At 59.5% G+C, this 25,820-nt stretch carries 32 protein-coding genes; 18 read left to right on the top strand and 14 right to left on the bottom strand.

Annotation, left to right across the window (positions count from 1 at the left end; all coding sequences use genetic code 11):
• The 6 genes from purB to ABIN98_RS25650 all read left to right on the top strand — a co-directional run.
• Window positions 1-1,142: adenylosuccinate lyase (purB, locus tag ABIN98_RS25675; protein WP_346914525.1), on the top strand; the 1,142-nt coding region annotated here is incomplete at its 5' end.
• A gap of 4 nt (window positions 1,143-1,146) precedes the next feature.
• Window positions 1,147-1,896, top strand: coding sequence for a metallophosphoesterase family protein (locus tag ABIN98_RS25670; protein WP_346914523.1), 750 nt, complete (start codon window positions 1,147-1,149; stop codon window positions 1,894-1,896).
• Between the two features lie 99 nt (window positions 1,897-1,995).
• A complete protein-coding gene (locus ABIN98_RS25665) occupies window positions 1,996-2,313 on the top strand; it encodes a hypothetical protein (protein ID WP_346914535.1) in 318 nt (105 codons plus the stop codon).
• Window positions 2,276-2,629, top strand: coding sequence for a BA14K family protein (locus ABIN98_RS25660; RefSeq protein ID WP_394701617.1), 354 nt, complete (start codon window positions 2,276-2,278; stop codon window positions 2,627-2,629). Before ABIN98_RS25665 ends, ABIN98_RS25660 begins: the two co-directional genes overlap by 38 nt.
• Window positions 2,630-2,763: 134 nt before the next feature.
• On the top strand, window positions 2,764-3,321 hold the full coding sequence (locus ABIN98_RS25655; protein ID WP_346914521.1) for an alpha/beta hydrolase: 558 nt from the start codon (window positions 2,764-2,766) through the stop codon (window positions 3,319-3,321).
• Between the two features lie 63 nt (window positions 3,322-3,384).
• Entirely contained in the window at window positions 3,385-3,657 is a 273-nt protein-coding gene (locus ABIN98_RS25650; protein WP_346914519.1) for a hypothetical protein, read from the top strand.
• Window positions 3,658-3,809: 152 nt separating this feature from the next.
• Here ABIN98_RS25650 and ABIN98_RS25645 read toward each other — a convergent pair whose 3' ends face one another.
• The 3 genes from ABIN98_RS25645 to ABIN98_RS25635 all read right to left on the bottom strand — a co-directional run bounded on the left by ABIN98_RS25645 (window position 3,810) and on the right by ABIN98_RS25635 (window position 5,432).
• Window positions 3,810-4,028 (bottom strand): hypothetical protein, encoded by a 219-nt coding sequence (locus ABIN98_RS25645; RefSeq protein ID WP_346914517.1) that lies wholly within the window; start codon window positions 4,026-4,028, stop codon window positions 3,810-3,812.
• A gap of 129 nt (window positions 4,029-4,157) precedes the next feature.
• Window positions 4,158-4,925 (bottom strand): aldolase/citrate lyase family protein, encoded by a 768-nt coding sequence (locus tag ABIN98_RS25640; RefSeq protein WP_346914515.1) that lies wholly within the window; start codon window positions 4,923-4,925, stop codon window positions 4,158-4,160.
• 183 nt (window positions 4,926-5,108) lie between these two features.
• Entirely contained in the window at window positions 5,109-5,432 is a 324-nt protein-coding gene (locus tag ABIN98_RS25635) for a DUF1476 domain-containing protein (protein ID WP_346914513.1), read from the bottom strand.
• 273 nt (window positions 5,433-5,705) lie between these two features.
• Between ABIN98_RS25635 and purC the strand changes: the two genes are divergently transcribed.
• From purC to ABIN98_RS25600, 7 genes are all read left to right on the top strand, one after another.
• Entirely contained in the window at window positions 5,706-6,503 is a 798-nt protein-coding gene (purC, locus tag ABIN98_RS25630; protein ID WP_346914511.1) for a phosphoribosylaminoimidazolesuccinocarboxamide synthase, read from the top strand.
• 142 nt (window positions 6,504-6,645) lie between these two features.
• Entirely contained in the window at window positions 6,646-6,888 is a 243-nt protein-coding gene (purS, locus tag ABIN98_RS25625) for a phosphoribosylformylglycinamidine synthase subunit PurS (protein WP_346914509.1), read from the top strand.
• On the top strand, window positions 6,885-7,013 hold the full coding sequence (locus ABIN98_RS25620) for a phosphoribosylformylglycinamidine synthase-associated small membrane protein (protein WP_346914507.1): 129 nt from the start codon (window positions 6,885-6,887) through the stop codon (window positions 7,011-7,013). The genes purS and ABIN98_RS25620 overlap by 4 nt, the downstream gene beginning before the upstream one ends.
• A gap of 24 nt (window positions 7,014-7,037) precedes the next feature.
• Window positions 7,038-7,712, top strand: coding sequence for a phosphoribosylformylglycinamidine synthase subunit PurQ (purQ, locus tag ABIN98_RS25615; protein WP_346914505.1), 675 nt, complete (start codon window positions 7,038-7,040; stop codon window positions 7,710-7,712).
• A 10-nt stretch (window positions 7,713-7,722) separates the two neighbouring features.
• Window positions 7,723-8,925 carry a hypothetical protein gene (locus tag ABIN98_RS25610; protein ID WP_346914503.1) on the top strand — a complete coding sequence of 401 codons (1,203 nt, stop codon included), beginning with the start codon at window positions 7,723-7,725 and terminating at the stop codon, window positions 8,923-8,925.
• A gap of 56 nt (window positions 8,926-8,981) precedes the next feature.
• Complete coding sequence (locus ABIN98_RS25605) at window positions 8,982-9,236, top strand: DUF2164 domain-containing protein (RefSeq protein ID WP_346914501.1); 255 nt, start codon at window positions 8,982-8,984, stop codon at window positions 9,234-9,236.
• Window positions 9,237-9,476: 240 nt separating this feature from the next.
• Entirely contained in the window at window positions 9,477-11,507 is a 2,031-nt protein-coding gene (locus tag ABIN98_RS25600; RefSeq protein WP_346914499.1) for a methyl-accepting chemotaxis protein, read from the top strand.
• Between the two features lie 16 nt (window positions 11,508-11,523).
• On the opposite strand, the gene ABIN98_RS25595 is transcribed toward ABIN98_RS25600, so the two are convergent.
• Window positions 11,524-12,327, bottom strand: a complete 804-nt coding sequence (locus ABIN98_RS25595) for an AraC family transcriptional regulator (RefSeq protein ID WP_346914497.1) — start codon at window positions 12,325-12,327, stop codon at window positions 11,524-11,526.
• 113 nt (window positions 12,328-12,440) lie between these two features.
• Here ABIN98_RS25595 and ABIN98_RS25590 point away from each other — a divergent pair, with 113 nt between their 5' ends.
• Complete coding sequence (locus ABIN98_RS25590) at window positions 12,441-12,977, top strand: peroxiredoxin-like family protein (protein WP_346914495.1); 537 nt, start codon at window positions 12,441-12,443, stop codon at window positions 12,975-12,977.
• A gap of 63 nt (window positions 12,978-13,040) precedes the next feature.
• Here the strand turns inward: ABIN98_RS25590 and ABIN98_RS25585 are convergent, their stop codons facing one another.
• From ABIN98_RS25585 to ABIN98_RS25550, 8 genes are all read right to left on the bottom strand, one after another.
• Entirely contained in the window at window positions 13,041-13,667 is a 627-nt protein-coding gene (locus tag ABIN98_RS25585) for a class I SAM-dependent methyltransferase (RefSeq protein ID WP_346914493.1), read from the bottom strand.
• 25 nt (window positions 13,668-13,692) lie between these two features.
• Window positions 13,693-13,953, bottom strand: a complete 261-nt coding sequence (locus tag ABIN98_RS25580) for a hypothetical protein (RefSeq protein ID WP_346914491.1) — start codon at window positions 13,951-13,953, stop codon at window positions 13,693-13,695.
• Window positions 13,946-14,401 carry a hypothetical protein gene (locus ABIN98_RS25575; protein ID WP_346914489.1) on the bottom strand — a complete coding sequence of 152 codons (456 nt, stop codon included), beginning with the start codon at window positions 14,399-14,401 and terminating at the stop codon, window positions 13,946-13,948. The genes ABIN98_RS25580 and ABIN98_RS25575 overlap by 8 nt, the downstream gene beginning before the upstream one ends.
• 472 nt (window positions 14,402-14,873) lie before the next feature.
• Window positions 14,874-15,920, bottom strand: coding sequence for an IS110 family transposase (locus ABIN98_RS25570; protein ID WP_346908921.1), 1,047 nt, complete (start codon window positions 15,918-15,920; stop codon window positions 14,874-14,876).
• A 167-nt stretch (window positions 15,921-16,087) separates the two neighbouring features.
• Window positions 16,088-16,819 carry a M15 family metallopeptidase gene (locus ABIN98_RS25565; protein ID WP_346914487.1) on the bottom strand — a complete coding sequence of 244 codons (732 nt, stop codon included), beginning with the start codon at window positions 16,817-16,819 and terminating at the stop codon, window positions 16,088-16,090.
• A gap of 80 nt (window positions 16,820-16,899) precedes the next feature.
• The gene (locus tag ABIN98_RS25560; protein ID WP_346914485.1) at window positions 16,900-17,292 is read right to left on the bottom strand and encodes a hypothetical protein; all 393 of its coding nucleotides are present in this window, start codon (window positions 17,290-17,292) and stop codon (window positions 16,900-16,902) included.
• 110 nt (window positions 17,293-17,402) lie between these two features.
• The gene (locus ABIN98_RS25555; protein WP_346914483.1) at window positions 17,403-18,773 is read right to left on the bottom strand and encodes a methyl-accepting chemotaxis protein; all 1,371 of its coding nucleotides are present in this window, start codon (window positions 18,771-18,773) and stop codon (window positions 17,403-17,405) included.
• A gap of 302 nt (window positions 18,774-19,075) precedes the next feature.
• A complete protein-coding gene (locus tag ABIN98_RS25550) occupies window positions 19,076-19,228 on the bottom strand; it encodes a DUF1127 domain-containing protein (RefSeq protein WP_346914481.1) in 153 nt (50 codons plus the stop codon).
• Window positions 19,229-19,419: 191 nt separating this feature from the next.
• Between ABIN98_RS25550 and ABIN98_RS25545 the strand changes: the two genes are divergently transcribed.
• From ABIN98_RS25545 to grxD, 4 genes are all read left to right on the top strand, one after another.
• On the top strand, window positions 19,420-20,904 hold the full coding sequence (locus ABIN98_RS25545; RefSeq protein WP_346914479.1) for a PLP-dependent aminotransferase family protein: 1,485 nt from the start codon (window positions 19,420-19,422) through the stop codon (window positions 20,902-20,904).
• Between the two features lie 161 nt (window positions 20,905-21,065).
• The gene (gene purL / locus ABIN98_RS25540) at window positions 21,066-23,264 is read left to right on the top strand and encodes a phosphoribosylformylglycinamidine synthase subunit PurL (protein WP_346914477.1); all 2,199 of its coding nucleotides are present in this window, start codon (window positions 21,066-21,068) and stop codon (window positions 23,262-23,264) included.
• A gap of 41 nt (window positions 23,265-23,305) precedes the next feature.
• Window positions 23,306-23,539: a BolA family transcriptional regulator gene (locus ABIN98_RS25535; protein ID WP_346894668.1), complete on the top strand. Its 234-nt coding sequence runs from the start codon at window positions 23,306-23,308 to the stop codon at window positions 23,537-23,539.
• 437 nt (window positions 23,540-23,976) lie between these two features.
• Entirely contained in the window at window positions 23,977-24,309 is a 333-nt protein-coding gene (gene grxD, locus ABIN98_RS25530; RefSeq protein ID WP_394701615.1) for a Grx4 family monothiol glutaredoxin, read from the top strand.
• Window positions 24,310-24,366: 57 nt separating this feature from the next.
• Here the strand turns inward: grxD and ABIN98_RS25525 are convergent, their stop codons facing one another.
• Both ABIN98_RS25525 and ABIN98_RS25520 read right to left on the bottom strand, forming a co-directional pair.
• A complete protein-coding gene (locus ABIN98_RS25525) occupies window positions 24,367-24,780 on the bottom strand; it encodes a hypothetical protein (protein WP_346914475.1) in 414 nt (137 codons plus the stop codon).
• Window positions 24,780-25,574: a hypothetical protein gene (locus ABIN98_RS25520; RefSeq protein WP_346914473.1), complete on the bottom strand. Its 795-nt coding sequence runs from the start codon at window positions 25,572-25,574 to the stop codon at window positions 24,780-24,782. Before ABIN98_RS25520 ends, ABIN98_RS25525 begins: the two co-directional genes overlap by 1 nt.
• Window positions 25,575-25,820 lie beyond the last annotated feature (246 nt).

Here is a 25,820-nt window from a genome sequence, read left to right as displayed (position 1 = left end):
ACGAGATCGAGCGCGAAACCAAGCACGACGTCATCGCCTTCCTCACCCATCTGGCGGAAATCGTCGGCCCGGACGCCCGCTTCGTCCACCAGGGCATGACTTCCTCGGACGTTCTGGACACCTGTTTCAACGTCCAGCTCGTCAGAGCGACCGACATTCTGCTTGCCGACATGGACGCGCTGCTTGCCGCCATCAAGCGCCGCGCTTTCGAACACAAGGACACGGTCACCATCGGCCGCTCCCACGGCATTCACGCCGAGCCGGTCACCTTCGGCCTGAAGATGGCGGAAGCCTATGCCGAATTCGACCGCTGCCGCACGCGGCTGCAGAACGCCCGCGAAGAAATCGCCACCTGCGCCATTTCCGGCGCCGTGGGCACCTTCGCCAACATCGACCCGCGCGTGGAAGAACATGTCGCCAAGGCAATGGGCCTGACGGCGGAACCGGTCTCGACCCAGGTCATCCCGCGTGACCGCCATGCCATGTATTTCGCGACCCTCGGTGTCATCGCTTCGTCGATCGAGCGCGTCGCAACCGAAATCCGCCATCTGCAGCGCACCGAGGTTCTGGAAGCCGAAGAGTATTTCTCTCCGGGCCAGAAGGGCTCCTCGGCCATGCCGCACAAGCGCAATCCGGTCCTGACCGAAAACCTGACCGGTCTGTCCCGTCTGGTGCGCATGTCGGTAACCCCGGCCATGGAAAACGTGGCGCTGTGGCACGAGCGCGATATCTCGCACTCCTCCGTGGAACGCATGATCGGCCCGGACACGACCGTGACCCTCGACTTCGCGCTCGCCCGCCTCACCGGTGTCATCGACAAGCTGCTGGTGTATCCGGAGCGCATGATGGGCAACATGGACCGTCTCGGCGGCCTTGTGCATTCCCAACGCATCCTGCTGGCGCTGACCCAGGCCGGTTGCTCCCGCGAGGATGCCTACCGTCTCGTCCAGCGCAACGCCATGAAGGTCTGGGAAAGCTACCAGGTTTCCGGCTCCGCCGGTGTCGACTTTCTGACCGAGCTTCTGAACGATCAGGACGTGCGCAAGTACCTGTCTGAAGACGACATCCGCGACCGTTTCGACCTCGGCTATCACACCAAGAACGTCGATGTAATCTTCAAGCGCGTCTTCGGAGAAAGCTGAACGCATGAAGATCGCCGTGATTGCCGACATCCACGGTAATGCCCTCGCGCTTGAGGCGGTTATCGCCGACCTCAGGCACGAAGCGCCCGATCAGGTCGTAAACCTCGGCGATTGCGTCTCCGGCCCGCTGTGGCCGGAGGAAACGGCGGTGATCCTGCGCGAAACCGGCTGGGTGACCGTACGCGGCAACCACGACCGGGTGGTGGCGGCGGGAAATATCCCGCCGGATAACCGCACGGACAGTTTCACCTATGCACACATGTCCCCGGAAAGCCTGGCATGGCTCGAAGGTCTGCCCCCGGTCATCCGTCTCACCGACGAGATCCTGCTTTGCCACGGCACGCCGAACGACGACAACACCTACCTGACCGAGCGGATCGAAGGCGACGGCCTCCGCATGGCGGACGAAAGTGACATAACGGCACGTCTTTCCGGCGAGACCGCTCCCATCATCTGTTGTGGCCACACCCATATCCCGCGGCTCATCCATCTTGCGGGCACCGGCCAGACCATTCTCAACCCGGGTAGCGTCGGTCTGGCGGCCTATTGCGACGTGGAGCCGGTCAGGCACAAGTCAGAGGCCGGCAGCCCCCACGCCCGCTACGCCACGATGACGAAGACGGCGTCCGGTTGGCGGTTCGAAGCCAAGATCGTCCCCTATGACTGGGAAAAGGCCGCCCTTGAGGTGGAACGGAACGGGAAGCCCAATTGGGCCCGGCCTCTGCGCACCGGCTTTTACGGTCCGCTGTCCTGATCAGGGCTTTTGCTCCAGGTCAAAGACAGATCCGCCTCATTTCCCGCAATAATGTTCTCTAAATCTTCGGTCTGTGGGGCCCATGACAGGAGGACAGCTATGTTACGAAAAATCCTGAAAGCCGGTTTTGCCGGCTGTCTCGCCGCTGCGACCGCGTGCACCGGGTTCGCCGGCCCGGCGCAGGCCCTGCCGCTCGTACAGGCGAAACCGCCGGTGACCGATGCTTTCGGCGGCAACATCATCAAGATCCAGCGAGGCCCAACGGACGCTTTCGGCAATCCGGTTTATCCGCAAGGCCCTCGTTCCGGCCAGACCGGGGGCCGGGGGGCGACGGATCCGTACGGCAATCCGCGCGGGAGCAAAAGGTACCAGAGAAACAATCCTCCCCAGCAAAGCAAACCGTGCCCAAAGGGTTGATCGTTCCCAAAAGCATTACCGCTCGAACAGGGGATTTTACCGGCATAACGGCCACACCTACTACAACGGCCACCGCGGCTACCGCCATCCGAGGCGCGGATATCGCCAGTATAACGGCTGGTGGTTCCCGTATGGCGCGTTCACATTCGGCCCGACTTACAATTACCCGTCTTACCCATATTACCGGTCCCGTGGCCTGAGCCAGGCGCATTACAACTGGTGCTATCGCAAGTACCGGTCCTATCGGGCCTACGACAACACGTTCCAGCCCTACAACGGACCCCGACGGGCCTGCCGGTCGCCGTACTGGCCCTAAAGGAATTTATCCCGGATGGCGGCTTCTAAGCCGCCATTCTTTTTTTGGCGGCCGACAACCCCGCCCGTTGCGGTTGACACGCCTTTTCCACTTGCGCAAAGACAGCAAGAGAAACAAACGGAGCGGCCCGTCCCTTGAAAATTTCCGATACCGATATCCTGCTCGTTCCAGGCTATGGCGATACGCCGTCCGGACACTGGATGATGCGCTGGCAGGCGAAGATGGCCAATGCCTGGGTCGTGGAACAAAAGAACTGGTTCCAGCCGGTGCGCAAGGTCTGGCAGGAGGCATTGGAAAAGCGCCTCGAGAAGACCTCTAGGCCGGTCGTCCTTGTCGGCCATTCCCTCGGCTGCATCCTGATCGCCCATGCGGCGCACAACCTGCCGAAGGACAAGGTCCGCGGCGCCTTTCTGGTCGCCCCGACCGATCTGGAGCGGGAGGCCCCGAAACCGGCCTTCGACACCGGCGACTTCGTGCCCCTGCCTCGCAGCCCCCTGCCGATTCCGGCCCACGTGGTCGCAAGCCGCACCGACCCCCACTGCGCTTACGAGCGGGCCGAAGAAATGGCAAAGACCTGGGGCGCCACCTTCCAGGACGCGGGCGAAGCCGGCCACATCAACCTTGAAAGCGGCCGCGGCCCCTGGCCGGAAGGCATGATGTCGTTTGCTTATTTCATGAAGCGGCTGGGGTAACAGACACAATAACGACCGAAACGGGTAGGCCCGTTACTACGAATGAATTTATATAAGGAAATCATGGTCTGGCGACGTCTCAACGATCAGACGGCCATCCGGTACAGATGTCTTCACGATTTGGAAAGCGACAAATACGCAGTGAGCAATGCCGACGGTTTTCGGGTCGGAGACAACGAACAGCACCATATGTATCTCGAAAACCTCTTTGTGGAATTGCTGATCGAAGACCCCGCATCAGAACGATGCGACTGGTTCGACGATATTGGCGAAGCCATCGCACATCACGATCGGGAGTTCGATTTAATTCAGACGGACGTACGTTCCAACCAATAACTGCGTTGAGCACAATCGGAAGTAATTCCGCCCCCTCCTAAAAAGCAGCTCCAATCCTCGATTTTTCGGGAATGACCGGCGTCACATAAAAAAGGCCGCACGGATTACCATCCGCACGACCGCATTTCTTGTCAGAATGCCGGAATCCCGTCTCAGGCGGTCACGCCGCCCTTCGACGACATCAGATCATTGATCTTCTTGCCGAGGAACAGGCTGACGGGAATGGCGATGACCGCGCCGACGACCGCGGCTCCGGCCAGGAACATCGGGTTGATCTGGTTCACGCCGCCCATTGCCAGCGGGATCAGAGCCCCGATGCCGGCGAGGGTCGGTCCGACGATGATGAAAAGGATAATGCCAAGTTTCCACATGAAGCTCTCTCCATTTGCTTCTCGAATGGAAATCAGCGGCTCCGTAACCCGTTCAGGCGCCCCAGCCCGTTCTTTGCCGCAGTGTGTGCGGATACTTGCAAATAACGTTGCGTCCGGCTTTGACCGAAATCAACGGCAGGCGTCGATTGCCGCCGTCGCGGCCCCCATGAACAGGGAGACGTCGAAACCGTAGGCCATCAGCCGGTAACCCTGCTTGCGCGATTCGTGCACCCGCTCCGGGCTCATGCAGAAAATACCTGCGATCTTGCCCTTGGCCCGCGTGCGTTCGGCCAGCTCCGCGCAGACCTCGATGGTCTTTTCCCCGTTCGGATCCAGCTTCGCCCCGTTCGACAGGGTCAGGGACATGTCGCTCGGTCCGACGAAGATGCCATCGATGCCCGGCACATCCAGGATATCGTCGAGGGCCGCAATCGCCTCCGGGGTTTCGATCATCGCAAGCGCGACCGTCTCGTCATTGGCCGTTGCCAGGTAATCGGGCAGGCTCTGGCCTTTCAGCATGGCCGCACGGTGCGGCCCCCAGCTGCGCTTGCCGACCGGCGGATACTTCATCGCCTCTGCGAAGGCCCTTGCGTCCTCCACGGAGTTGATCATCGGCGCGATCACGCATTCCGCCCCGATATCCAGCGCCCGGCTCGCAGTCGCCATTTCACCTACGGGGATGCGCACGATCTTGTGGGCATCGGTCAGGGAGAGGAACGACATCCCTTCGCGGACCTCGCCAAAATCCTGCTGGCCGTGCTGCATATCGAAAGTCACGGCCGGGAAGCCGCTGCGGCCGAGCAATTCACCCAGGATCGGCGCGGCGAGCGACGCCCATGCGGTCACGATGCTTTCATCGGCGCGAAGTTTGGCGGCAAGGCTCTTGGGAGATGTCATCGGACGATCCTTTTACGTTCTGAAATCAGGCCACATGAAATCCCCGGCCCCGCTTTCGCGCAAGACCGAATTTCGGGAAAATCGTCGTCTCCCGGACCGAAAGTGCCGAAAGGCGTCCTCTCAAAAAAGAAAACCCCCGCCGAAGTGGCGGGGGCTTCCTGAAAACCGTTGATAAGGCCGAAATCAGCCCTGGGTTCTGATCTGCTCGACAGCCTTTTGCATCAATTCGTCCATGGTGCGGCGAATCTGATGGTCGGACTGGTCGACGCTGGCCGCGTCGAAATCCGCGCGGATCTTGCGGAAGACGTCCTCATCCCCCGGCTCCTCGAAGTCGGCCCGGACCACTTCCTTGGCGTATTCCTGCGCCGCATCTCCTTCCAAACCGAGGGCTTCGGCAGCCCAAAGGCCAAGCAGCTTGTTGCGCCGGGCATTTGCCTTGAACCTCAGTTCCTCGTCATGCGCGAACTTGCTTTCAAAACCTTCTTCGCGCTTGTCGAATGTGCTCATCCTGGTGTCTCCTGAACTGCGGATCGCCTCTACGACCTGAATATAGGATCGAACTGGCCTTTTCCATATCCTCGCAAGCGGCCCAAATCAACGCAAGATCGAGCCTCTGCCCCAAATGGATGAGGGAAGCGGCGAAAAGCTTCGCTGTCTTCGATTGTACTTTCGCCGCCATTCGGGTAAGTTCCGCGCCGCTAATGCGGGTCGTTTCCACTCGGCACTGATCTATCGCTGAGGCTGGGGGGAAAAACACAAACGCGAGCAAGACCCCGTTCAATGGATTTTCAAAACACACGGTACCTGCCAATGAACCGCCGCCGTCGAATCTATGAAGGCAAGGCCAAGATCCTTTACGAAGGCCCGGAGCCCGGAACGCTGATTCAGCATTTCAAGGACGATGCCACCGCCTTCAACGCCAAGAAGCACGAAATTGTCGATGGCAAGGGCGTGTTGAACAACCGGATTTCCGAGTTCATCTTCAACAACCTGAATGCAATCGGCATTCCGACACACTTCATCCGCCGCATGAACATGCGCGAGCAGCTGATCCGCGAAGTGGAAATCATTCCGCTGGAAGTCGTCGTGCGCAATGTTGCCGCAGGCTCCATCTCCAAGCGCCTCGGGCTTGAAGAAGGCACCCAGTTGCCCCGGTCGATCATCGAATTCTATTACAAGAACGATGAACTCGACGACCCGATGGTGTCCGAAGAACACATTACCGCCTTCGGCTGGGCCACCCCGCAGGAGCTTGACGACATCATGGCGCTCGCCATCCGCGTCAACGACTTTCTGTGCGGCCTGTTCCTGGGCGTCGGCATCCGTCTGGTCGACTTCAAGATCGAGTGCGGCCGCCTGTTCGAAGGCGACATGATGCGCATCGTCGTCGCCGACGAGATCTCGCCCGACAGCTGCCGGCTGTGGGACACTGCGACCAACGACAAGATGGACAAGGACCGGTTCCGCCGCGACATGGGCGGCATGCTGGAAGCCTACCAGGAAGTCGCCAAGCGCCTCGGTATCCTGAACGGAAACGAGGAACGCCCGGCCCCTTCCGGTCCGACTCTGGTGAAGTAATTCCCGGCTCCGGCGTCAAAAGCGCCGGAGCGCATACCTTCCTGCCGCGACGGCCCTTTCCCCCCGGCCTGGGCTGGTGTAATGAGCGGCCCGAAAGACAACGCGGGGTCATTCCCCGGCTTGCGCAAGAGAGTAGATCCAGATGAAAGCACGCGTGACCGTCACCTTGAAGAACGGCGTTCTCGATCCTCAGGGAAAGGCCATCGAAGGCGCCCTCGGCGGCCTCGGCTTCGGCGGCATCGGCTCGGTGCGCCAGGGCAAGGTGTTCGACATCGAACTGACCGGCTCCGACAAGGACGCCGCACGGGACGACCTTGCGCAGATGTGCGAGAAGCTGCTCGCCAACACGGTGATCGAAAACTACGCGATCGAGATCGTTGAATGACAGTCAGACAGCGTCCCGCGAACGACGATACGGTCAGGATCGTGCGCTTCGTCGCCATCAAGGCGGGAATCTTCATCGTTTTGCCGATGGCGCTGTCCGCACTCGCCGTCTACCTGATGCTCTGAAATCCAACCGGGACTGAAAGTCTGATGAAAACCGCCGTTATCGTCTTTCCGGGATCCAACCGCGACCGTGACATGTTCCATGCTCTGGAACTGATCACCGGCACCCGGCCCCAGTCCGTCTGGCATACGGAAACGACCCTTCCCGATGCCGACCTCGTCATCGTCCCGGGCGGCTTTTCCTATGGCGATTACCTGCGCTCCGGCGCGATTGCCGCCCGTTCGCCAATCCTCAAGGACATGGTCGCCAGAGCTAACGCCGGCGTCTCCATCCTGGGCGTCTGCAACGGGTTCCAGATCCTGACGGAAGCCGGCCTGCTGCCGGGTGCCCTGATGCGCAATGCCGGTCTGAATTTCGTCTGCAAGGAAGTCCTGTTGGAGACGGTCAACAACACGACCCGCTTCTCCAACGCCTTCGACAAATGCCAGGTGTGGCGTTGCCCGGTGGCCCATCACGACGGCAACTACTTCGCAGATGCCGAGACGCTGAAGGCCATCGAAGACAACGGACAGGTGGTCTTCCGCTACGCCAACGGCACCAATCCGAACGGCTCCATCAACGACATTGCCGGCATTATCAGTGAAAAAGGCAATGTGCTCGGCATGATGCCGCACCCGGAAAACCTGGTCGAACCGCTTCAGGGCGGAACCGACGGACGCGCGTTGTTCGAAAGCCTGATTTCGGCGCTCGAGACCGCGTGAGCCGGTAAGGATGATCGGCGTTCTCGCCATCGCGGTTACCCTGATCGCCGCCGCCGTTCTGCTTCACCCCCGTCTGGTCGGCTCCCCGCAGTGGCGCGCCATCTCCACCCCGCTCGCTTCGATCATCGGCAGCGGCTTTCTCGTGTCCGTCCCGATTCTGCGCGACCTGTCCGGCTCCTGGGCCACCGCCTTGATGGCGGGGCTTCTCCTGATGGCCTATTTCGTCGGTGCCGCGGTCCGGCACAACATCCTGCATGTGGAACCCCTGCTCAACGACGGCCAGGCCGGACGACCGATCCTGTCGCTTGAGCGGATGTCCCACGCAGCCCTTGCCTTCGCCTATTTCGTTTCGGTCGCCTATTACCTGGTGCTGTTTTCGACCTTCCTGTTAAAGCCGCTCGGCATCGCAAACGGCACGGACATCAAGCTGATCGTCTCCGTCTGCCTGGCACTGATTGCCGTCGTCGGTTTGTTGCGAGGCTTCGGCGCGGAGGAGAAGCTGGAAATCTATGCCGTGTCGATCAAGCTTGCGGTCATCGGCGGCCTGCTCGCCGCGCTGGTGGTCTATGCCCTCTATCATGTCTTCAACGGTGGGGTTTCGACCGTTCCGGGCCATTTCGAGGCCAAGAACTTGCCCGTTCTCCTCGGCCTGCTGATCGTTGTACAGGGCTTCGAGACGTCCCGCTTTCTCGGCGACGCCTATCCGGCGGAGCTTCGCGTCAGGACCATGAAACAGGCCCAGCTTCTTTCCGGGGCGATTTATCTGGCCTTCTTCCTGGCAATGACGCCCCTGTTCGCCATCGACACCAGCCTGGACGGGGTCGCGGCCATTGTCGACATGCTGGCACCCGTCGCAGCCGTCCTGCCGATCATGATCATTATCGGCGCCCTCGCCAGTCAGTCGAGCGCGGCCATCGCCGATAGGCTTGGCGCCGGCGGCCTCGTGCGCGATGTCAGCGCCAAACGGATTAACATTCGTCATGCCTATCTGCTGACGGCCGTTATCGCCGCACTGGTGACCTGGGAAACCGATATCTACGCCCTGATCACCCTCGCCTCCCGCTGCTTTGCCTTCTACTATGCCCTCCAGTGCCTCGTTGCCGCGATCAGCGCCTACCGGCTGAAACAGACGAAGCATGCCGCCGGTTTTCTTGTTCTGTCGGTCGTCTGTGCGATCATCGTCGTATTCGGCGCCCCCGTGGAAGGCGAGTAGACGCGGTTGCTCGGCCTTGCCTTCCGTCTCCCGACAAACCGAAACCCGGAGTGCCCATGTCCGACATCAAGCTGTCCAAGGAAGAGCACGCCTGGCTCGCCGAACGCATCCAGAGCTATTTCAGCACTGAACTGGACCAGGACATCGGCAACATGGATGCCGGCTTTCTGATCGATTTTTTCGCCGAAACAGCCGGCCCCGTCTTTTACAATCAGGGTCTGCGCGACGCCCAGGTCCTGCTGAGCCGCAAGCTGGAAGACGTCACCGACGAACTGTCAGCCATGGAAAAGCTGCCGCCATCCCGACGGTAGGCGTTCGCCCGATGCGATCAGGTCTGCTTTGTCCGGAGCCGAAAGACCGGCCTCAAGAAATTTTTGCGCCGCACCAAATTGCATTGGTGAAACTACTACGTCATTTTCATTTTACTGAAATAACAAGAGTGAAAATCAGCACTTAAGGAGAAACAATCAATTATTAAACGAATATTCAGCATTGTGAAAAATACTTGAAATCAATGCAAATTTACTCTCGAGTGCGGGAGACGTCACCGGATGCTTGCCTTGAATCTTTTCGACCGTTTCACTCTCCGCAAACGGGTAACAGCACTCGCGGCGTGCGCGATATTCGGCTTCGTCACAATCGGTGTGGTCCAGTTCTGGTCCGATCGAAAAATCGAACAGACATCTTCCGACTATGCGGCCACCGATGCGGCCTATGAGAAGCTGAACCAGCTTGAACGCCTTCTTCTCACGCTCAGGGTTGCAGAACAGAACCTGCGCGCCGAACGGTATGCGGAAGCCCTTCCGGCGGTTACGTCCGCCGAGGAAAGCGTGACCCGGCAGCTCGCCAGGGTTCAGGAAGATCCGACCCTGAGCGCCATCGAACCCGAACTCGCATCGAGCCTGAAAACCTATCTCGGTGCCCTTGAGGACTATTCCGGCATCCTGGCGCAGCTTGGCTACCGCGACCGGCAAAGTGTCCAGGTCACGGAAGAAGGGCAGGCCGGGATCGACAGCCCGACCGGCTTTTCCGTCGACCTGAGCAACGCGGTCGCCAAACTCGCAACCCGCATTGCCGAAGAACTGGAATTCGACGACCAGGCCGCGGTCTTTCAAGTCAACGCGGCCTTTGACGGGATCCGCCGCGATATCCTGATGCTCGTGAACCAGGCGGAAAGTTCCTACGTCACCCTGATCGAACAGAAGTTCGCCGAGATGCGGGACCTGCTCGAGAATGAGGATCTCGATCCCGATTTCGCCGAAACCTCCAACAGCCTGATCGACGCCCTTCAAACCCATCTCGACAATCTGGCCAAGGCGGAGCTTTCGCTCGCGGATGCCGGCGACACGATCAACACCAGCTATGACATACTCAACCAGGACCTGTCGAAGGTGCTTGCCGATATCAACGAACAGGCGAACCGCATTCGCACAGCCATGAATGGCGAACGCGCCTTTCTGTCCGGCCTGATCTTCGCCGTTGTCATCCTGACCCTTGTGGCCGTGATTGCCGCCAGCGTTCTGATTGTGCGCAGCGTGAGCCGGAACCTCTCCGATATCACCGGTGCGACTGCCGACCTGGCCGATGGCAACGTCGACTGCGCCATTCCCTATACCAAGCACAAGACGGAGATCGGCGCCCTGGCCAGGGCCTTGACGGTGTTTCAGGAAAACGCGCGGCAGCGGATGCGCCTGGAGAGCGAGGCAGACGCGGAAGACGCCGCGAAAGCCGCCCGCCAGCAGGAAATCGAAGCCTCGATCGCGGACTTCAAGAGCGACATCCTGCAGCTTCTGTCCACCGCCAGCGAAACCGTCTCTGGCGCACGCCGCACGGCCAACGACCTCCTGGAAGCCAACGACCGCAACGACGAACAGGCAGGCGCTGCCAACGAAGCCTCCCAGCAAGCCTCGACCAACGTGGAAACCGTGGCCTCCGCAAGCCAGCAGCTGACCTCGTCCATTCAGGAAATTTCCGCCCAGATTGCGGCCACCTCCGCCCAGGTGGACAAGGTCAGCGCGAGCGCCCAGGACACCAACCGGGATGTGGATGAACTGGCCCGGGCGGCGACAAAGATCGACGAGATCCTCCTCCTGATCCAGGCGATCGCCGAGCAGACCAATCTTCTCGCTCTCAACGCCACGATCGAGGCGGCCCGGGCAGGCGAACACGGCAAGGGCTTTTCCATCGTGGCTAGCGAAGTGAAGTCGCTCGCCAACCAGACCGCCAGCGCGACGGAGGAAATTTCCAACCAGATCAAGGCGATCCAGCAGTCGAGCCGCTCCACAGTCTCCGCCATGACCGATATCGCCGGCATTATCGGCGAAGTTCAGAACAACACCGTCGCCATTGCCGGGGCGATCGAGGAACAGACGACCGCAACCAGCGAGATCAGCCGCAATGTCGGTGAAGCGGCGGAACGTACCCGCCTGGTGGCGGACACCATCTCCAGCCTGCAGGCAACCGCTGCCGCCGCCAAAACCTCCGCCGGTCAGATCCGCGACGCCTCGGAAGGCATCGACGACATCAACGGCCAGGTAAAATCACGCATCGACGCCTTCCTGCGCAAAGTCGCCGCCGCCTGATCGACGTCCTCTTGCCTCACGCCACCTTGCGGCGCTCCATCTTGGGGGCATGGCCGAAGCGGCGCGAGAAGGCTCTGGAAAAGGCAGCCGCGCTTGAAAAACCGCACATGCGGGCGACGATCTTGACCGGACTGCCCGCCTCCAGCTCGGCCCGGGCGATTTCCAGCCGCCAGTTGGACAGGTAACCGCCCGGTGTCGCCCCCACGACATCCTTGAATGTCAGCGCGAACTGCGTCCGTGACATCCCCCCGATCTCCGCCATTTTTTCCAGGGTCCATTGTCCGTCCGGTTCCTCGTGAAGCGCGACCAGCACGGGGGCAAGACGGGGATGGGCAAGGCCTGCCAGCAGGCCCACATTGGCCGCTCCGGTTTCAAGGGCATGGCGCAGGAGACGGATCACCACCACCTCGCACAGGCGGTGAAACACCGCCTGCCCGCCGCAACGCGGATCGGTGACTTCCTCGATGAGCGGCACGACCACCGCCTCCAGATAGGGGGCGTCTGCAAGCGGCACGGAAATGCAGTTCGGCAGCGCTGCGACCAGATGGTCTCCCGCTCCACTGATCCCGATATAGGCGGAAACATCGGCCACCTCGCCCTCGCCACGCATTTCGGCACGGCAACAGGGATCCGTTTCGCTTCGTTTGGGAACAAAGACCAGGCGCCGGATTTCGGCGCCGTTCCGGAAGACGAAAAAATTCGCCGTCGGCACCTGGGATATTCCGCCGGGCGCAATCACGGCGGTGACGCGGAACCGTTCAATCAAGGACGACAACCGATCAAGGCCACCGTCAAATCGCGCACGCGCAACGCTTCCCATTCCGTACTCCAAATCAACAAATACGAACAAACGATCCCTGTTCGTTCAGTATTCTCTTTTTCGAGCCCATTGAAGCTTATTTTGACCGATTGGTCCACAACAGGAGTTGAGACATGCTCATTCCCCGTCAAACTGTCCCTGAACTGGTTGTTGAAACCGTTGCCGGCGATACGTTCGATCTGGCCGCAGACAACCCGGAATTCGCCACGCTCGTCGTCTTCTACCGCGGCCTTCACTGCCCGATTTGCGCCACCTACCTGAAGGAACTGGAACGCCTGACGCCTGAGTTCGAACAGCGTGGCGTCAAGACCGTCGCCCTATCCTCCGACAGCGAAGACAGGGCCCGACAGATGGCCGAAAAGGTCGGTGCCAAGGCCTTGCGCTTCGGCTACGGCCTCACCCTGTCCAAGGCGAAGGACTGGGGGCTTTATATCTCCACCAGCCGGGGAACCACGTCCATCGGCATTGATGAGCCCACCTTGTTTTCCGAGCCCGGCATCTTCCTCGTTCGTCCGGACAACACGCTCTATTTCTCCTCGATCCAGACCATGCCGTTCAGCCGGCCGCATTTTCAGGAAATGGTGGGGGCACTGGATTTCGTGCAGAAGAACGACTACCCGGCTCGGGGCGAGTACACCGGCGCCGTCTGATTATCGTTGCAAAGGTTACGCGCCACCCGCGGTCCGGCAGCCGGACCGCGGGTGGCTGATTTCTCAGGCTTGCAGCTCCGGTTGCTGGCAGACGACGCAGAAGGCAGGAACCGGTCGCAGGTCAAGTTCGCGGATCTCCACGTCACAAAAGCCGGCCTGGCAGCAGATTTCCGCCATCTGCCCGATCCAGGCCCTGCCCGCCTCGGCGCTGACATCTCCGCTTCTGGGCTGGAACGTCGTCGCAAAGACAGCACCCGGCAAAAGTTGGCGCCTGACCGTCTGCACCGCGTCCAGTTTGTCCTCGACGAACTGCATCACGTTGCAACTGAAGGCAGCGGTATAGGTTTCTCCGATCGCATCGAGCAACTCGACCGACCCTTCGTACAAATGCAGGCGGTCCCGTTTGAGGGCCTGCTGATTGCGGGCTGCCGCCTGCCGCAACATCAAGGCCGAATGATCGATCGCGGTGACTTCAGCGTCCGGATAAGCCGAAAGCAGTTTCTCGATCGCCACGCCCGGTCCGCAACCGATTTCCAGAACCCGCGCACCTCTACCCAGATGAAGTTGTTCGATCGTCCAGGCATTGCGTTCCAGGTTCGAGGGGCGGTTGGCCATGATACGCCCGGCCAGCCGGCCGAGCAGGCCGTGCGGCTTCCGGAACTGTCCGACGATCGTTTCTTGAATGCTCATCGCACCCTCCGCGCAATAACCGCCGTCAGCGGTCGAACCTGGACGTGCCTATGCGAAAGGCCGCCCCCAGGACGAGCGCGACCAAAGCCAGCGCCAGCACGATGGAAAACGCATCGGAATACCGGAGGTCCGGCGCACCGAAGAGGTCCACGACCACCGTCGCCCAACTCCATTTCATCGCAAGGCTGGCGATCAGGACGGCAAGCGCCAGTTTCGCGAAGCCATGCCATTTGCGGCCACCCTGAGGCTCCTGCGGGACAGCGGCGGTATCAAGCATATCAGTCATCGTCTTTCTCCCTGATGTTGAGAAGCGCCTGCCGGAACAACGCGAGGTGTTCGGCAATCGCCTCCATTCCACTCCGGTCCAGTTTTTCGCCGAGGCCCGACAAGATCTCCTGCTCCCGGCGCAGAACCTCTTGAAACACGGCCTCTCCGGCCGGGGTCAACGCGATCAGCTGCGACCGCTGATGGGCGGGGTTGGGCCGGGTCTCCACCCGACCGTCGTTGAGAAGCTGATCGACAAGCGCTTGAATCGATTGCCGTTTGACCGATTTATCGGCAGCGATCTTCGGCACCGCCTGCGCCCCGTTTTCCCGCAGATATTGCAGGATCGCCCGCGTCGAGGCGGTCAATCCGAGATCGGCAATCGCCTCGTCGGAAACGGTTTTCAGGACCCAGAAACACCCGCGGACCTCGTCGATAATCGTTTTCAGCGTGGCAGGACTTGCTCCCATTCCGGTCCTCTTTCCGTTATCCGCAGGGCATGCTTCAATTTGACAGTCTAACTGTCAAAATACATATGACAGGATGACTGTCAATTGAAATCATGAAGACTGATCGAAAATACGTCCGAACCTGAAACGCGGTCACCTCTACACCCGGGTTGTCATCCCGGCTGGAGCGAAGCGGAGGGCCGGGATCCATATGTGGACGGCCCCGTGGTTGCAAGGTTGAAGTTGGCAGGTGTTCCGGATCGCTTGCGGTCATATGTACGGCCTGCTTTGCGGCCGTTTTGCCGCTGGCCAAGATGGGTTCCGCAGCGGATGGGATCCAAACAGTACAGCGATATCGGCCTTGAAGCCGCCACTGGATCCCACGGTATTTCCCATCCGCCTCGGTTCGACCGAACACACCTTCTCATCTTCCCTTGCAAGTTCCTCTGTCGCGCCAGCCTGTCTTTGGCCGGGGCAAGTGTTTTGTCGATCGTCAGGCGAGTCCCGGTTGCTCTTGCGGTGACTGCGGGTGATAGGTTTCGCCGCTGACCATCAGCTTCCAGGCGATGCGCGCCAGCTTGTTGGCGAGCGCGACGGCAGCCAGCTTGTGCGGCTTGTGACGACACAGTTTCTCCAACCAGGGCCAGGGCGTTTTGATCCTCCCCTGCCGGCACTGCAGCAGAACGGCGCTTGCGCCGGCAACCAGGGTGGCGCGCAGCATCTCGTCCCCGGCGCGGGTGATCACACCGAGCCGGTTCTTGCCTGCCGTGGAATGGTTTTTCGGCGTCAGGCCGAGCCAGGCAGAAAAATCGCGCCCCGATTTGAAGGCATGCGCGTTGCTCACCTTGATCGCCAGCAGGGTCGCACCAACCGGACCAATGCCCGGGATGCCGGCCAGCCGCTGGCTGAGTTCATCGGCACGGTGAAGCTCTCGCAGTTTTGCGTTGAGATCGGCTATCTCCTTGTCCACTCGCGCGTAGTCACGGACCAGCGTTTCGAACATATCCCGTGCCATCTCCGGCAGCGTCTCGTCCGCGCGGATCCGCTCGACAAGCCGGTCAAGCTGGAACAGGCCCTTCGGGGCAACCAGACCGAACTCTGCCGCAAAGCCGCGGATCGAATTGGAAAGCTGCGTACGCCGGCCAAGGAATTGCCCTCGCAGCTTCGCCAGCATCTGCGCAGCTTGCTGCTCTGGACTTTTCACCGGCACGAAGGTCCGGGCCAGCTTCGGACGGCTCATCGCCTCGCAGATCGCTTCCGCGTCCGCCGCGTCCGATTTGCTCCGCTGCACATAGGGCTTGACGTATTGCGGCGGGATCAGCGCGACCTCATGCCCCAACTTCCGTAACTCCCGAGCCCAATAATGCGAGGCTCCACAGGCCTCAAGGCCCACCTGCGCCGGAGGCAACCCGGCAAAAAAGTCGAGAACCTGACGACGGCGAAGCTTCTTGCTCAACACCGGATGGTCCCCAGCATCCACACCATGCAATTGAAAAACAGACTTGGACGTATCCATTCCAACGCGGCTAATATTCTTCATGGACGGCTCCATCGTTTGAGATCTTTAACAACCTCATTCTGGCACATCGATGCCGTAGGGGCCGTCCACCCCAACAGTACGCCGTGAGCTTTCGATTCAAACAACAAGCCTCGCGGATTACTAGGTCCCTGCCTACGCAGAGACGACACCGAAAGGGACGCGCTGGCTTATTGCCCACCCGCCTTGCAGGCATCGGCACCGGCCGCGCGGGAAATGGCGATCAGCTCGGGACGGTATTCGAAATGCATGGTGTCGTAATGATACCAGCGCCCACCCCAGATGAAGCCATGACGCTCGAAGATCTCGACGATCTCCAGGGGCATCCGGTTCTTGTAGACCGGCACATTGCCGGGCTTGCCGCCCGCCCAGCGCCAGTAGTCCGCATAAGAGGTATCGAGATCGATGGCCGCGCCGAAACTGTGGACCGACAGGCGGTCCGTTCCGGCAATATTGCGCCAGTTGAAGGTGCCCGCGCTCTTCAGCGCCGGGCGGCGCAGGTTTTCCGGCAAGGCCTTCAACTCGTCCCGCACCGCGATCAGCGCCTTGTCCACGCCAAAGGCCGTCGTGACCTGCAGGCGGGTGCCGAACCAGTCGATCGTCGTCAGCCTGTCCGCCACTTGCCGGCGGGTTCCGCCGTAAAGGCGCATCATCAGGTCCTGCGAGCGCACCCGACCGGGATCGAAATCGACAGCCGGACGTGTATCGCACGGCCCATTCGGATAGACCTGACGAAGCATGTCCTCCACATCCGCATCAACCAAGGCGTCCGCATGGCTCTTCGCCTTGCCGTCGTCGATCGTGATCGCAGGACCGCCATCCTTCAGGATCAGCCGATTGCCATCCACACGCGACAGCACGCCCGGATAACTGGCAACCAGCATATCCAGCCGCTCGCTCAAGCCGATCTCCCCGGACCGAACAGCGTCGGACCGCAGTGCCGTCTGACCCAGCGCCAGGAGTGCTATCAGAAAAAAGCGGATCAATTGACCGTCACATTCACCGAATTCTCGTAGACGTCGACCCGGATCCAGACATTGTCATTGACGATGCGCCAGGCGGCATTCGGATCGATGTAGCCGTTCAGGATCATCCGTTCCATGCGCCCCCGGTTTGCGACCGAGGAAAAAAACCGGTCGCTCTCGTCGCCCTGGTCGCGAATTCCGAACTTGTGGAAATTCGCCCGGTCCTGCCGGATGATCTGCCACGGCTCGCTCAGCCGCGCGCCGCGGGAATTGTAGTGGTCGGCCGTCCCAAGAAATGCGACGTAGGTTTCAAGAAGCGGCCCTTGGGCCTGCGCACCCGACAGCGATGCTCCGGCCAGACCTGCCGCGAGAACAGCGGCCGCGGTCAGTTGTCTCAATACGCGCTTCATGGATCGCTCCCTTTCAGAAAACTCTGAATTAGAAGCTACACCGCTTATTGCGATATCCCGTTGATCCGGATCAACGGGACACACCGATACATGGGGATTCCGAAACGCGATCAGCCGATCAACGCATCCAGCTTCAGGAGAACATCCTCCGAGGCTTCCTCCATTTGGCGGGCCGCATCGATCGCTCCCTCCCGGTCGCCCTGCGCATACAATTGCGCGGCCAGTTTGCCGAGCGTATGGACTTCCTTGTGAACCGGCAAAAGATCAGCGAAAGCCGGGTTTTTGGCAATCGCAGTATCCTTAACCGAATTGTACCATTTGCCAAGTCGGCACTGATGGTGATCCGACAGTTCATCGGCCTTGAGTGCGTTGATCCCGACCAGCATTTCTGAAAGATGCTTCTTCCAAAGAAGGTGGTCGGACTTTGCCCGGTGCAGCACGTAATTGGGAATTTCAAGCTTTTCCAGATGGGCGAACTGTTCGGCTATGATCGCTTCGGAGCCACCAACGGCCGAAATGACTTCCTCCGTATTGGCATTGGCGGTCTTCGAATGAGCGGCAATCGCATGCATGCCCGCCGCGATCTCCTGAACCGCAGCGCTTTGACCTTCCAGAAGCCCGGCGATTTCCGACATATGCCCGGAGCTGGTTCCGATATCGCCAAGGACTTCGGAAATTTCCCGGGCCGCCTGTTCGGAATGTTCGGCACTCACCGTCACGAGACTGTGCACATCCTCCACCGACGAGACGACGTCCTTCACATAGGCCTGGAGCCGTTCGATCCGATCGCGAATGTCGTCCGTCGCCTTCTGGGTCTGGCCGGAGAGGACTTTGACCTCCGAAGCGACAACCGCAAAGCCCTTCCCGGCTTCGCCTGCGCGGGCCGCCTCGATGGTCGCATTCAGGGCGAGCAGGTTCGTCTGCTGGGCCAGGCCATCGATCGTGGCCACGAACGCACCGATCTGCTCGGCCGCTTCGGCCAGTTGCAGTGCGCCTTCGTTCATCTGCTCCATGGAAACGCCGATCTTCCGGTTGGAAGCCGCGGTTTCCTGGGTTGCCTGCTCACCGGACTGCAGGGCGCCGTGAACGCCCTCCATGGCGTTCGCCACATTGTGCGCTGTTTCGGATATCTGCTCGATTGAGGCGTTCAGTTCATCGACACCGGCGGCCATGGCATTCGCGCGAATATCGGTTTCGCGGATTTCTCCGGTAATCCGCGCAGTCGCCGCCATGGCACGGCTGGCCTGCACGGAAAAGTCGACGGTCTGACGAAGGGCAGTCTCGTTTCTGCCGCACAGGTTGTCCCGTAAGTCCCGCAGGGCACCGGCAACCTCGCCCGGCAAGGCATCCAGCATGTCCAGGTCCCGGCATTCCCGCAGGGCGCGCAGCGCCTCAAGGAGATCGGCACTCGAACAATAGTCGTCCGCAGACCGTTCAGGGTCCACATGAGCGGATTGAACATTCACTTTTCTACGAAACATGTGACCTCCCCAGCAGAATTCGGAGGCACACTAGGAAGCGCATGGTAAACCAATATTTAAGTAGAATACCGATTGTCAGATTTTACGGATCAGGGGTTGAGCTTCCCCAGAGAAAGAACAATCAGAAGGAAAATAGTCTATTTAGAATATACAGTTATCAGGTTTGGGAAAATAGAATCAAACCTGAAACGGGCACCGGCCCGTTCACGTGAACACAGGGCCGGTGCCTGAGGTGGACATCCTTGAAATCCAGGACCAGCGCGACCGGTCGAGCCTGTGAACCACGCTTCGTATCGCAACGGTCAACGGAGGTGTTTCCACGGCATGGTATGGCTGTCCCAGAACGGCCGTTCCGCTTCCCGCAATGCCATGTCGCGGGTCAACCCGATATCGGCCAGCGCGTTATCCGGCAATTCAGCCAACTGCTTCCGGGTCCGCGCCGCATGACGCCACATGATCGCCTTCCGGAAGAAATATGTGGCAAGAGCGGTCAGAACCGCATATCTGGAGGAATTGCCCCTCCAAATAATATCGATCGAACTCATATTGCACCTATTTTTGCTACAATTTTCAAGATTGGACTTATTGTCTCGATTCAATCGTATGAATTGACTCTGAAATTGATGCAAGATACTAAATTGTCACCATGACAAATTGGGTTCCAGATATCCCGGCCGGCAAGGGGCCGATGTATGCCCGCCTGGCAAGCCGGATCGCCGACGACATTGTCACCGGTGCCCTGCCGGTCGGCGCAAAACTGCCGCCGCAGCGTGATTTGGCTTACGATCTCGGGATTACGGTCGGCACCGTCGGGCGCGCCTATGCGCTGGTGCGCGAACAGGGCCTCGTCAGCGGTGAAGTCGGCAGGGGCACCTATGTTCTGGGCAGCACTCCGGACACAGACGTAACCGAGATCCAGCCGGCCATGCCGGGCACAGCAGCCCCCGTCGGGAATGCCGCCGCCTGGACGCAAACGGCGACGTCCACCACGGACTCCGGATTTGCCGGCACCCGGGTTGCCATTCCCGCCCCGGACGCGATCCGGTTCGATTCCACTTCCGCTCCGGAACTCGGGCAAGCCGATGTGATCAAAGACCTCACGGCGCAGATCATGTCCGATTCTCCCTACGAGATCGCAAGCTATTCCCGAACGGTTCCCGACACCTGGCGCGCGGCCGGTCGCCAATGGCTGACACGATCTAACTGGCAACCGCCCGAGGCGACGATTGTGCCGACCACCGGTGCACATGCCGCGGCACTTGCCATTATCGCTGCGACCACCACCCCCGGCGATCGGGTCGTGTTCGAGGAACTGACTTATTCCGCCATCGCCCGTGGCGCAGCCCTCTCAGGGCGCCATGTGGTTCAGGTTCCGCGCGACGACGAAGGTCCTCTTCCGGACGAATTGGCCAAGATCTGCGCGCAGAAGCACCCCAAGGTCCTGTTTCTGACCCCGACCATGCACAATCCGACGCTGGGAACCATGTCGGAGGGCCGGCGCGAGAAGATCCTCGCATTGGCCCACCAACATAACCTGTGGCTGATCGAGGATGAGGTGTTCGGCTCCCTGCGCGAAACGGCCTTGACGCCATTCGCGGCCCTCGCGCCGGAACGCACCTTTCACGTGGGCTCATTGTCGAAGTCCGTCACCGCGGGCATTCGCGGCGCCTGGGTCTCCTGTCCGCCGTCCCACGCCCAGCGCGTTCACACGACCCACAAGATGCTGTCGGGAGGCATTTCCTTCCTGCTGGCGGAAGTCTCCGCCCGGCTTGTGCTATCAGGCGCTGCGGACATGTTCCGCCGAAGAGCCCTTTCGGAGATCGCGGCGCGCCATGAACTGGTGTGCAAATACCTGCAGGGCTATGAAATGAACTCCGCCCCGGATGCCCCGTTTATCTGGTTGAAATTGCCCTCCCCCTGGCTGGCAAGCAATTTCAAGGCCGCGGCCGCGTCCGCCCATGTCCTCATCGACGACGAAGACGAGTTCAAACCCGCCCGAACAGGGAACATTCATCACCGCGTGCGCATCGGCTTCAGCAACGCGCATTCCGGCGAGGAAACCGGCCAGGCGCTGGGAATCATCCGCCAGCTTCTGGAGGACTCCGGCGCCTGCTACGACAGCTTTGAATAAAGTCGCCTTATCTCTGTCGTCTGACAGCTAAAAGCGGCCAATTGTCTGCGTATTGGCCTGATTTGCCCCTCCCCTTCCCCGGTCTGATCTGCTAAACCCTCGGCAAAACCGCCCCGGCGTTAGAGCATCGGGCGATAACCGCCGCAAAGATCCGGACCGACATGATCCCCAACGACATCAAGATCACGCCCGAACTCGTCGCCTCCCATGGCCTGAAGCCCGATGAATACGATCGCATCCTTGAGCTGATCGGACGCGAGCCGACCTTCACCGAACTCGGCATCTTCTCCGCCATGTGGAACGAACACTGTTCCTACAAGTCTTCCAAGAAGTGGCTGAAGACCCTGCCCACCACCGGACCGCGCGTTCTGGTCGGACCGGGCGAGAACGCCGGCGTCGTGGATATCGGCGACGGTCAGGCGGTGGTCTTCAAGATGGAGAGCCACAACCACCCGTCCTATATCGAGCCCTATCAGGGGGCGGCGACCGGCGTCGGCGGCATCCTGCGCGACGTCTTCACCATGGGCGCACGGCCCGTGGCGGCCATGAACGCCCTGCGCTTCGGCGCGCCCGACCACCCGCGTACCCGTCATCTGGTGTCCGGTGTCGTCTCCGGCGTCGGCGGCTACGGCAATTCCTTCGGTGTGCCGACAGTCGGGGGCGAAGTGGAATTCCACGCCCGCTACAACGGCAACTGCCTGGTCAACGCCTTTGCCGCGGGTCTTGCCAGGTCCGATGCGATCTTCCTGGCCAAGGCGGAAGGCGTCGGCCTGCCGGTCGTCTATCTCGGCGCCAAGACCGGCCGGGACGGCGTCGGCGGCGCCACGATGGCCTCGGCCGAATTCGACGACACCATCGAGGAAAAGCGCCCCACCGTTCAGGTCGGCGATCCGTTCACCGAAAAATGCCTGCTGGAAGCCTGCCTTGAACTGATGGGCACCGGCGCGGTTATCGCCATTCAGGACATGGGCGCGGCCGGCCTAACCTGTTCGGCGGTCGAAATGGGCGCCAGCGGCGACCTCGGCATCGAACTGGACCTGGACAAGGTTCCGGTGCGCGAAGAACAGATGTCGCCTTACGAGATGATGCTGTCGGAAAGCCAGGAGCGCATGCTCATGGTGCTGCGCCCGGAAAAGGAAGCGGAAGCCGAAGCGATCTTCAAGAAATGGGGCCTCGACTTCGCCATCGTCGGCCAGACCACCGACACGTTGCGCTTCATCGTCAAGCACCAGGGTGACGTGGTCGCCGATCTGCCGATCAAGGAACTCGGCGACGAGGCACCCGAATATGACCGCCCCTGGGTGGAGTGGCAGAAGCGTCCGGTTCTAGCAGCTGTTGACATTCCCGAACCGGACAGCTACGAGGACGCGCTCTTGAAGCTCGTCGGCGGCGCAAACGGCGCTTCCCGCCGCTGGGTCTATGAGCAGTATGACACGCTGATCCAGGGCAACAGCGCAGCCACACCGGGCGGCGACGCCGGCGTCATCCGCGTGGACGGCACCCGCAAGGGTCTGGCCTTCTCCGTCGATGTCACGCCCCGCTATTGCGAGGCCGACCCGTTCGAGGGCGGCAAGCAGGCGGTCGCGGAAGTCTGGCGCAACCTGACCGCCGTCGGCTCCGAGCCTCTGGCTGCCACCGACAACCTGAACTTCGGCAATCCGGAAAAGCCGGAGATCATGGGCCAGTTCGTCGGCTGCATCAAAGGCATCGGCGAAGCCTGCCGGGAACTCCACTTCCCGATCGTCTCCGGCAACGTATCGCTCTACAACGAAACCCACGGCGAGGCGATCCTGCCCACGCCTGCCATCGGCGGCGTCGGCCTGCTGCCCGACGTTTCGGTGCGCGCAGGCGCGGCCTTCGCGAACGAGGGTGACGCCATCGTCGTGATCGGTGGCAAGGGAACCCATCTTGGCGCCTCTCTGTACCTGGCCGACGTTCTCGGCCGCGAAGACGGTGCCCCCCCCCCGGTCGATCTGGCAGCCGAAAAGCGCAACGGCGACCTCGTCCGTCAGTTGATCGGCGGCGCCCGTGTCACCGGCGTGCACGACATCTCGTCGGGTGGTCTCGGCGTCGCTCTGGCCGAAATGGCCATGACCGGCGGCATCGGCGCAACCGTCAAGCTGGAAGGCCCGGCCCACGCCGCGCTTTTCGGCGAGGACCAGGGACGCTACGTCGTCACCGTGGCGGCCGGCAAGCTCGACGACCTGCTGGCAGACGCCGCTGAACAGGAGATCCCGGCAGACCGCATCGGCACAACAGGCGGTGAGGGTTTGACTGTTGAGGGCACCCTCACCATATCCATTGCAAAGCTGAAGGAAGCGCACGAGAATTGGTTCCCGAATTACATGGCCGCTTCGTAACGGCCATGAACGGGAAGAGAGTGCGGGAAGGAAAATAACAGATGCCCATGGACGCGAATGAGATCGAAGCCCTGATCAAGGCGGCTTTGCCTGACGCAAAGATCGAGATCCGCGATCTGGCCGGCGACGGCGACCACTACGCGGCCAACGTCATCTCGGAAAGTTTCCGGGGCATCAGCCGCGTGCAGCAGCACCAGCTTGTCTACAAGGCCCTGAAAGGCAATATGGGTGGCGAACTTCATGCGCTCGCCCTGCAGACATCAGCGCCAGATTGAGCTTTCGGTTAGTTCGCATAAAGGGAGACTATCGTGCACCGAGGCGGACCGTGCGGAGAGTTGGAGGATCAAGGCGTCCCGACCGGTTTTGAAGTGTTCTTCATACCTTCACTTTTTGCCTGGCTGTACGAGACAGAACAACGGAACGGTACAATCCGGACCGAAGTCGAGTTTACCGAGGCCAGACGCCAGTGTCCGTCAGTGTTGATGGAGTGTGCTGACGTTCGTACCATGGAAGCCGAGCGTGGCGGTCAGCCAAACGACTTTACATTCGGGCAATGGACTGAATGGCGGCAAGACAGCGACATGGACTGAGTGCGCTCCCCGACAGGGAGTTGTCGGTGCCAGGACTGGCTAAAAGCTCCGACGATTACTAACTGTGGTAACAGCCATGGAAATTCCGGGCAGACAGCCCGAAGCCAAAAGGACGGAACATCATGAGCATCCAGGACTGGATCAAGAACGAAGTCGAAACCAACGATGTTGTGCTCTTCATGAAGGGCACGCCTAATTTCCCGCAGTGCGGGTTCTCCGGACAAGTCGTGCAGATCCTCGATTATGTCGGTGTGCCTTACAAGGGCATCAACGTTCTCGAAGACGCCGATCTGCGCCAGGGCATCAAGGAATTCGCGAGCTGGCCGACCATTCCGCAGCTCTACATCAAGGGCGAATTCGTCGGCGGCTGCGACATCATTCGCGAGATGTTCCAGAACCAGGAACTTCAGGCAGCCTTCACCGAAAAGGGTATCGAGGTTCAGCAGAGCGCCTGATAATTGGTGCGTTCTGGTTGCCTGCAGATACCACCTGTAGGTAGCCAGAACGTTCTCTTAAGAACAGTTACCCTCAAAAATAAATGTTCGAACGCGATCATCGTCGCCAAGAACTTCGTAAAGAATTTTTCTACCCTTCCTAATATCCCTCTCAACACCAAGACCAAGACAATAAGAAATGCCTTTATAATACCTAACTTTCTTCACACCACATCTGGCAAGACGTTCAACGACTAAATTAAATTCGGAATAAACAGATTCATTTGAAACAATGTCGCCGGAACTCTTAAGTTTTTCCATCCGACCCAGCAAAGAAATAATTTCGCCCTCCCCTTTTGAGTAATCACACTTATATTCGTAGTAGCTATTCTTCAAATCACCTCCATATAAATCATAGAAAAGCGATCCACCCACCCCGAATATTGCGCCAACTACTCCACCCATTAGCCAGTCAAATACACGAGAATACATTAGAAATATCCCAGTTTCTTGGCTCTTCTTATTCGTTCAATTTCATCTTTTTCAACTGAAGGCTCTACGCCTTCCTTATAAAAACTATCCCCCGCTGGCTTAACGTTCGAAGTCGAGTCGGATGGTATGTCGTTATCCGCTGATCGATTGCGGGCAAGCTTGCTATTCTTGGAAGCCGATGGAATTTTCCGGAATTTAATCGTGGCACCGAGCAAGTTGTAACCATTGTCAATAACATTTAACAAACTGGGGAGAGATGCTTTAAGTTTTTCAGCATCTCGCTTTTCCTTCGAAGCACTTTGCGGTCGGAATAGATAGGAAGTTTTAGAACCGGACCTTATATCTAACATATAAGCTTTATACAGGTCGCCAAATTTCGTGATTCTTCGCACGCATTCCTTATCTAAATCTCTTTGTATATCAAAATATTTCTGACCTTTAGAAGAAATCATCGAAATATACTCAGCATCATTTTCAAAAGCGAATTCAGGAAACTCAGATCGATAAATTTTATAGCTACTGTCATCCTTCATGAAATTGTATCCGATAAAACTGTATCTCTTCTGATTGCTCCCATCAAAAATCAAACAAGTAAAAGTTTGAAGATATGGGTTTATTCCAAGTGCGGATACCTGCCTAATAAAATTTATATCATCATTCGACGCTAACTCAGCCGATGCTGTATTAATTCGATGCGAACTTAAACCATCCCCGTCTGAACCGACACAGCTCGCTAAAAAAGGCATGACCAATATAAGAAAAATAAACCCACTGCCTCTCAAATTATCACTCATGCCTGCCCCGCCTTCAAAATCCCACATTATTCCATGCACACTTATACGTGTATAACAACAGAGTGCGCAAAGTCATTTACGCGACCTGCTCATCAGACTATCCCCGTCATTTTCCACTTTCGCGAAAATCGCTCGGCAATTTTTGCCGATTACCTCGAATCGTCTATGATGAACCCTAGGTGAATGCCGGATTCAGGGTCAGTTCAGTCGTGTACCGCCATTCTCCGTTCATGACGTAGAGGTCGA

It is taken from the genome of uncultured Roseibium sp., assembly GCF_963675095.2.
Taxonomy (GTDB): Bacteria; Pseudomonadota; Alphaproteobacteria; order Rhizobiales; family Stappiaceae; genus Roseibium.
The sequence above is the reverse complement of the archived record's forward strand: the minus strand, read 5'-3'. Positions and strand labels throughout refer to the sequence as shown.

Coding starts and splice junctions, on each gene's coding strand:
- ABIN98_RS25570 (WP_346908921.1), bottom strand. CDS start 15,920: ATGAAGAATATTAGCCGCGTTGGAATGGATACGTCCAAGTCTGTTTTT.
- ABIN98_RS25650 (WP_346914519.1), top strand. CDS start 3,385: ATGGTCTGGCGACGTCTCAACGATCAGACGGCCATCCGGTACAGATGT.
- ABIN98_RS25645 (WP_346914517.1), bottom strand. CDS start 4,028: ATGTGGAAACTTGGCATTATCCTTTTCATCATCGTCGGACCGACCCTC.
- ABIN98_RS25640 (WP_346914515.1), bottom strand. CDS start 4,925: ATGACATCTCCCAAGAGCCTTGCCGCCAAACTTCGCGCCGATGAAAGC.
- ABIN98_RS25580 (WP_346914491.1), bottom strand. CDS start 13,953: ATGACTGATATGCTTGATACCGCCGCTGTCCCGCAGGAGCCTCAGGGT.
- ABIN98_RS25670 (WP_346914523.1), top strand. CDS start 1,147: ATGAAGATCGCCGTGATTGCCGACATCCACGGTAATGCCCTCGCGCTT.
- ABIN98_RS25575 (WP_346914489.1), bottom strand. CDS start 14,401: ATGGGAGCAAGTCCTGCCACGCTGAAAACGATTATCGACGAGGTCCGC.
- ABIN98_RS25595 (WP_346914497.1), bottom strand. CDS start 12,327: ATGGGAAGCGTTGCGCGTGCGCGATTTGACGGTGGCCTTGATCGGTTG.
- ABIN98_RS25585 (WP_346914493.1), bottom strand. CDS start 13,667: ATGAGCATTCAAGAAACGATCGTCGGACAGTTCCGGAAGCCGCACGGC.
- ABIN98_RS25525 (WP_346914475.1), bottom strand. CDS start 24,780: ATGTATTCTCGTGTATTTGACTGGCTAATGGGTGGAGTAGTTGGCGCA.
- ABIN98_RS25545 (WP_346914479.1), top strand. CDS start 19,420: ATGACAAATTGGGTTCCAGATATCCCGGCCGGCAAGGGGCCGATGTAT.
- ABIN98_RS25620 (WP_346914507.1), top strand. CDS start 6,885: ATGACAGTCAGACAGCGTCCCGCGAACGACGATACGGTCAGGATCGTG.
- purL (WP_346914477.1), top strand. CDS start 21,066: ATGATCCCCAACGACATCAAGATCACGCCCGAACTCGTCGCCTCCCAT.
- purQ (WP_346914505.1), top strand. CDS start 7,038: ATGAAAACCGCCGTTATCGTCTTTCCGGGATCCAACCGCGACCGTGAC.
- ABIN98_RS25605 (WP_346914501.1), top strand. CDS start 8,982: ATGTCCGACATCAAGCTGTCCAAGGAAGAGCACGCCTGGCTCGCCGAA.
- purC (WP_346914511.1), top strand. CDS start 5,706: ATGGATTTTCAAAACACACGGTACCTGCCAATGAACCGCCGCCGTCGA.
- ABIN98_RS25665 (WP_346914535.1), top strand. CDS start 1,996: ATGTTACGAAAAATCCTGAAAGCCGGTTTTGCCGGCTGTCTCGCCGCT.
- ABIN98_RS25635 (WP_346914513.1), bottom strand. CDS start 5,432: ATGAGCACATTCGACAAGCGCGAAGAAGGTTTTGAAAGCAAGTTCGCG.
- ABIN98_RS25600 (WP_346914499.1), top strand. CDS start 9,477: ATGCTTGCCTTGAATCTTTTCGACCGTTTCACTCTCCGCAAACGGGTA.
- ABIN98_RS25560 (WP_346914485.1), bottom strand. CDS start 17,292: ATGAAGCGCGTATTGAGACAACTGACCGCGGCCGCTGTTCTCGCGGCA.
- ABIN98_RS25555 (WP_346914483.1), bottom strand. CDS start 18,773: ATGTTTCGTAGAAAAGTGAATGTTCAATCCGCTCATGTGGACCCTGAA.
- ABIN98_RS25550 (WP_346914481.1), bottom strand. CDS start 19,228: ATGTGGCGTCATGCGGCGCGGACCCGGAAGCAGTTGGCTGAATTGCCG.
- purS (WP_346914509.1), top strand. CDS start 6,646: ATGAAAGCACGCGTGACCGTCACCTTGAAGAACGGCGTTCTCGATCCT.
- grxD (WP_394701615.1), top strand. CDS start 23,977: ATGAGCATCCAGGACTGGATCAAGAACGAAGTCGAAACCAACGATGTT.
- ABIN98_RS25590 (WP_346914495.1), top strand. CDS start 12,441: ATGCTCATTCCCCGTCAAACTGTCCCTGAACTGGTTGTTGAAACCGTT.
- ABIN98_RS25535 (WP_346894668.1), top strand. CDS start 23,306: ATGCCCATGGACGCGAATGAGATCGAAGCCCTGATCAAGGCGGCTTTG.
- ABIN98_RS25520 (WP_346914473.1), bottom strand. CDS start 25,574: ATGAGTGATAATTTGAGAGGCAGTGGGTTTATTTTTCTTATATTGGTC.
- ABIN98_RS25610 (WP_346914503.1), top strand. CDS start 7,723: ATGATCGGCGTTCTCGCCATCGCGGTTACCCTGATCGCCGCCGCCGTT.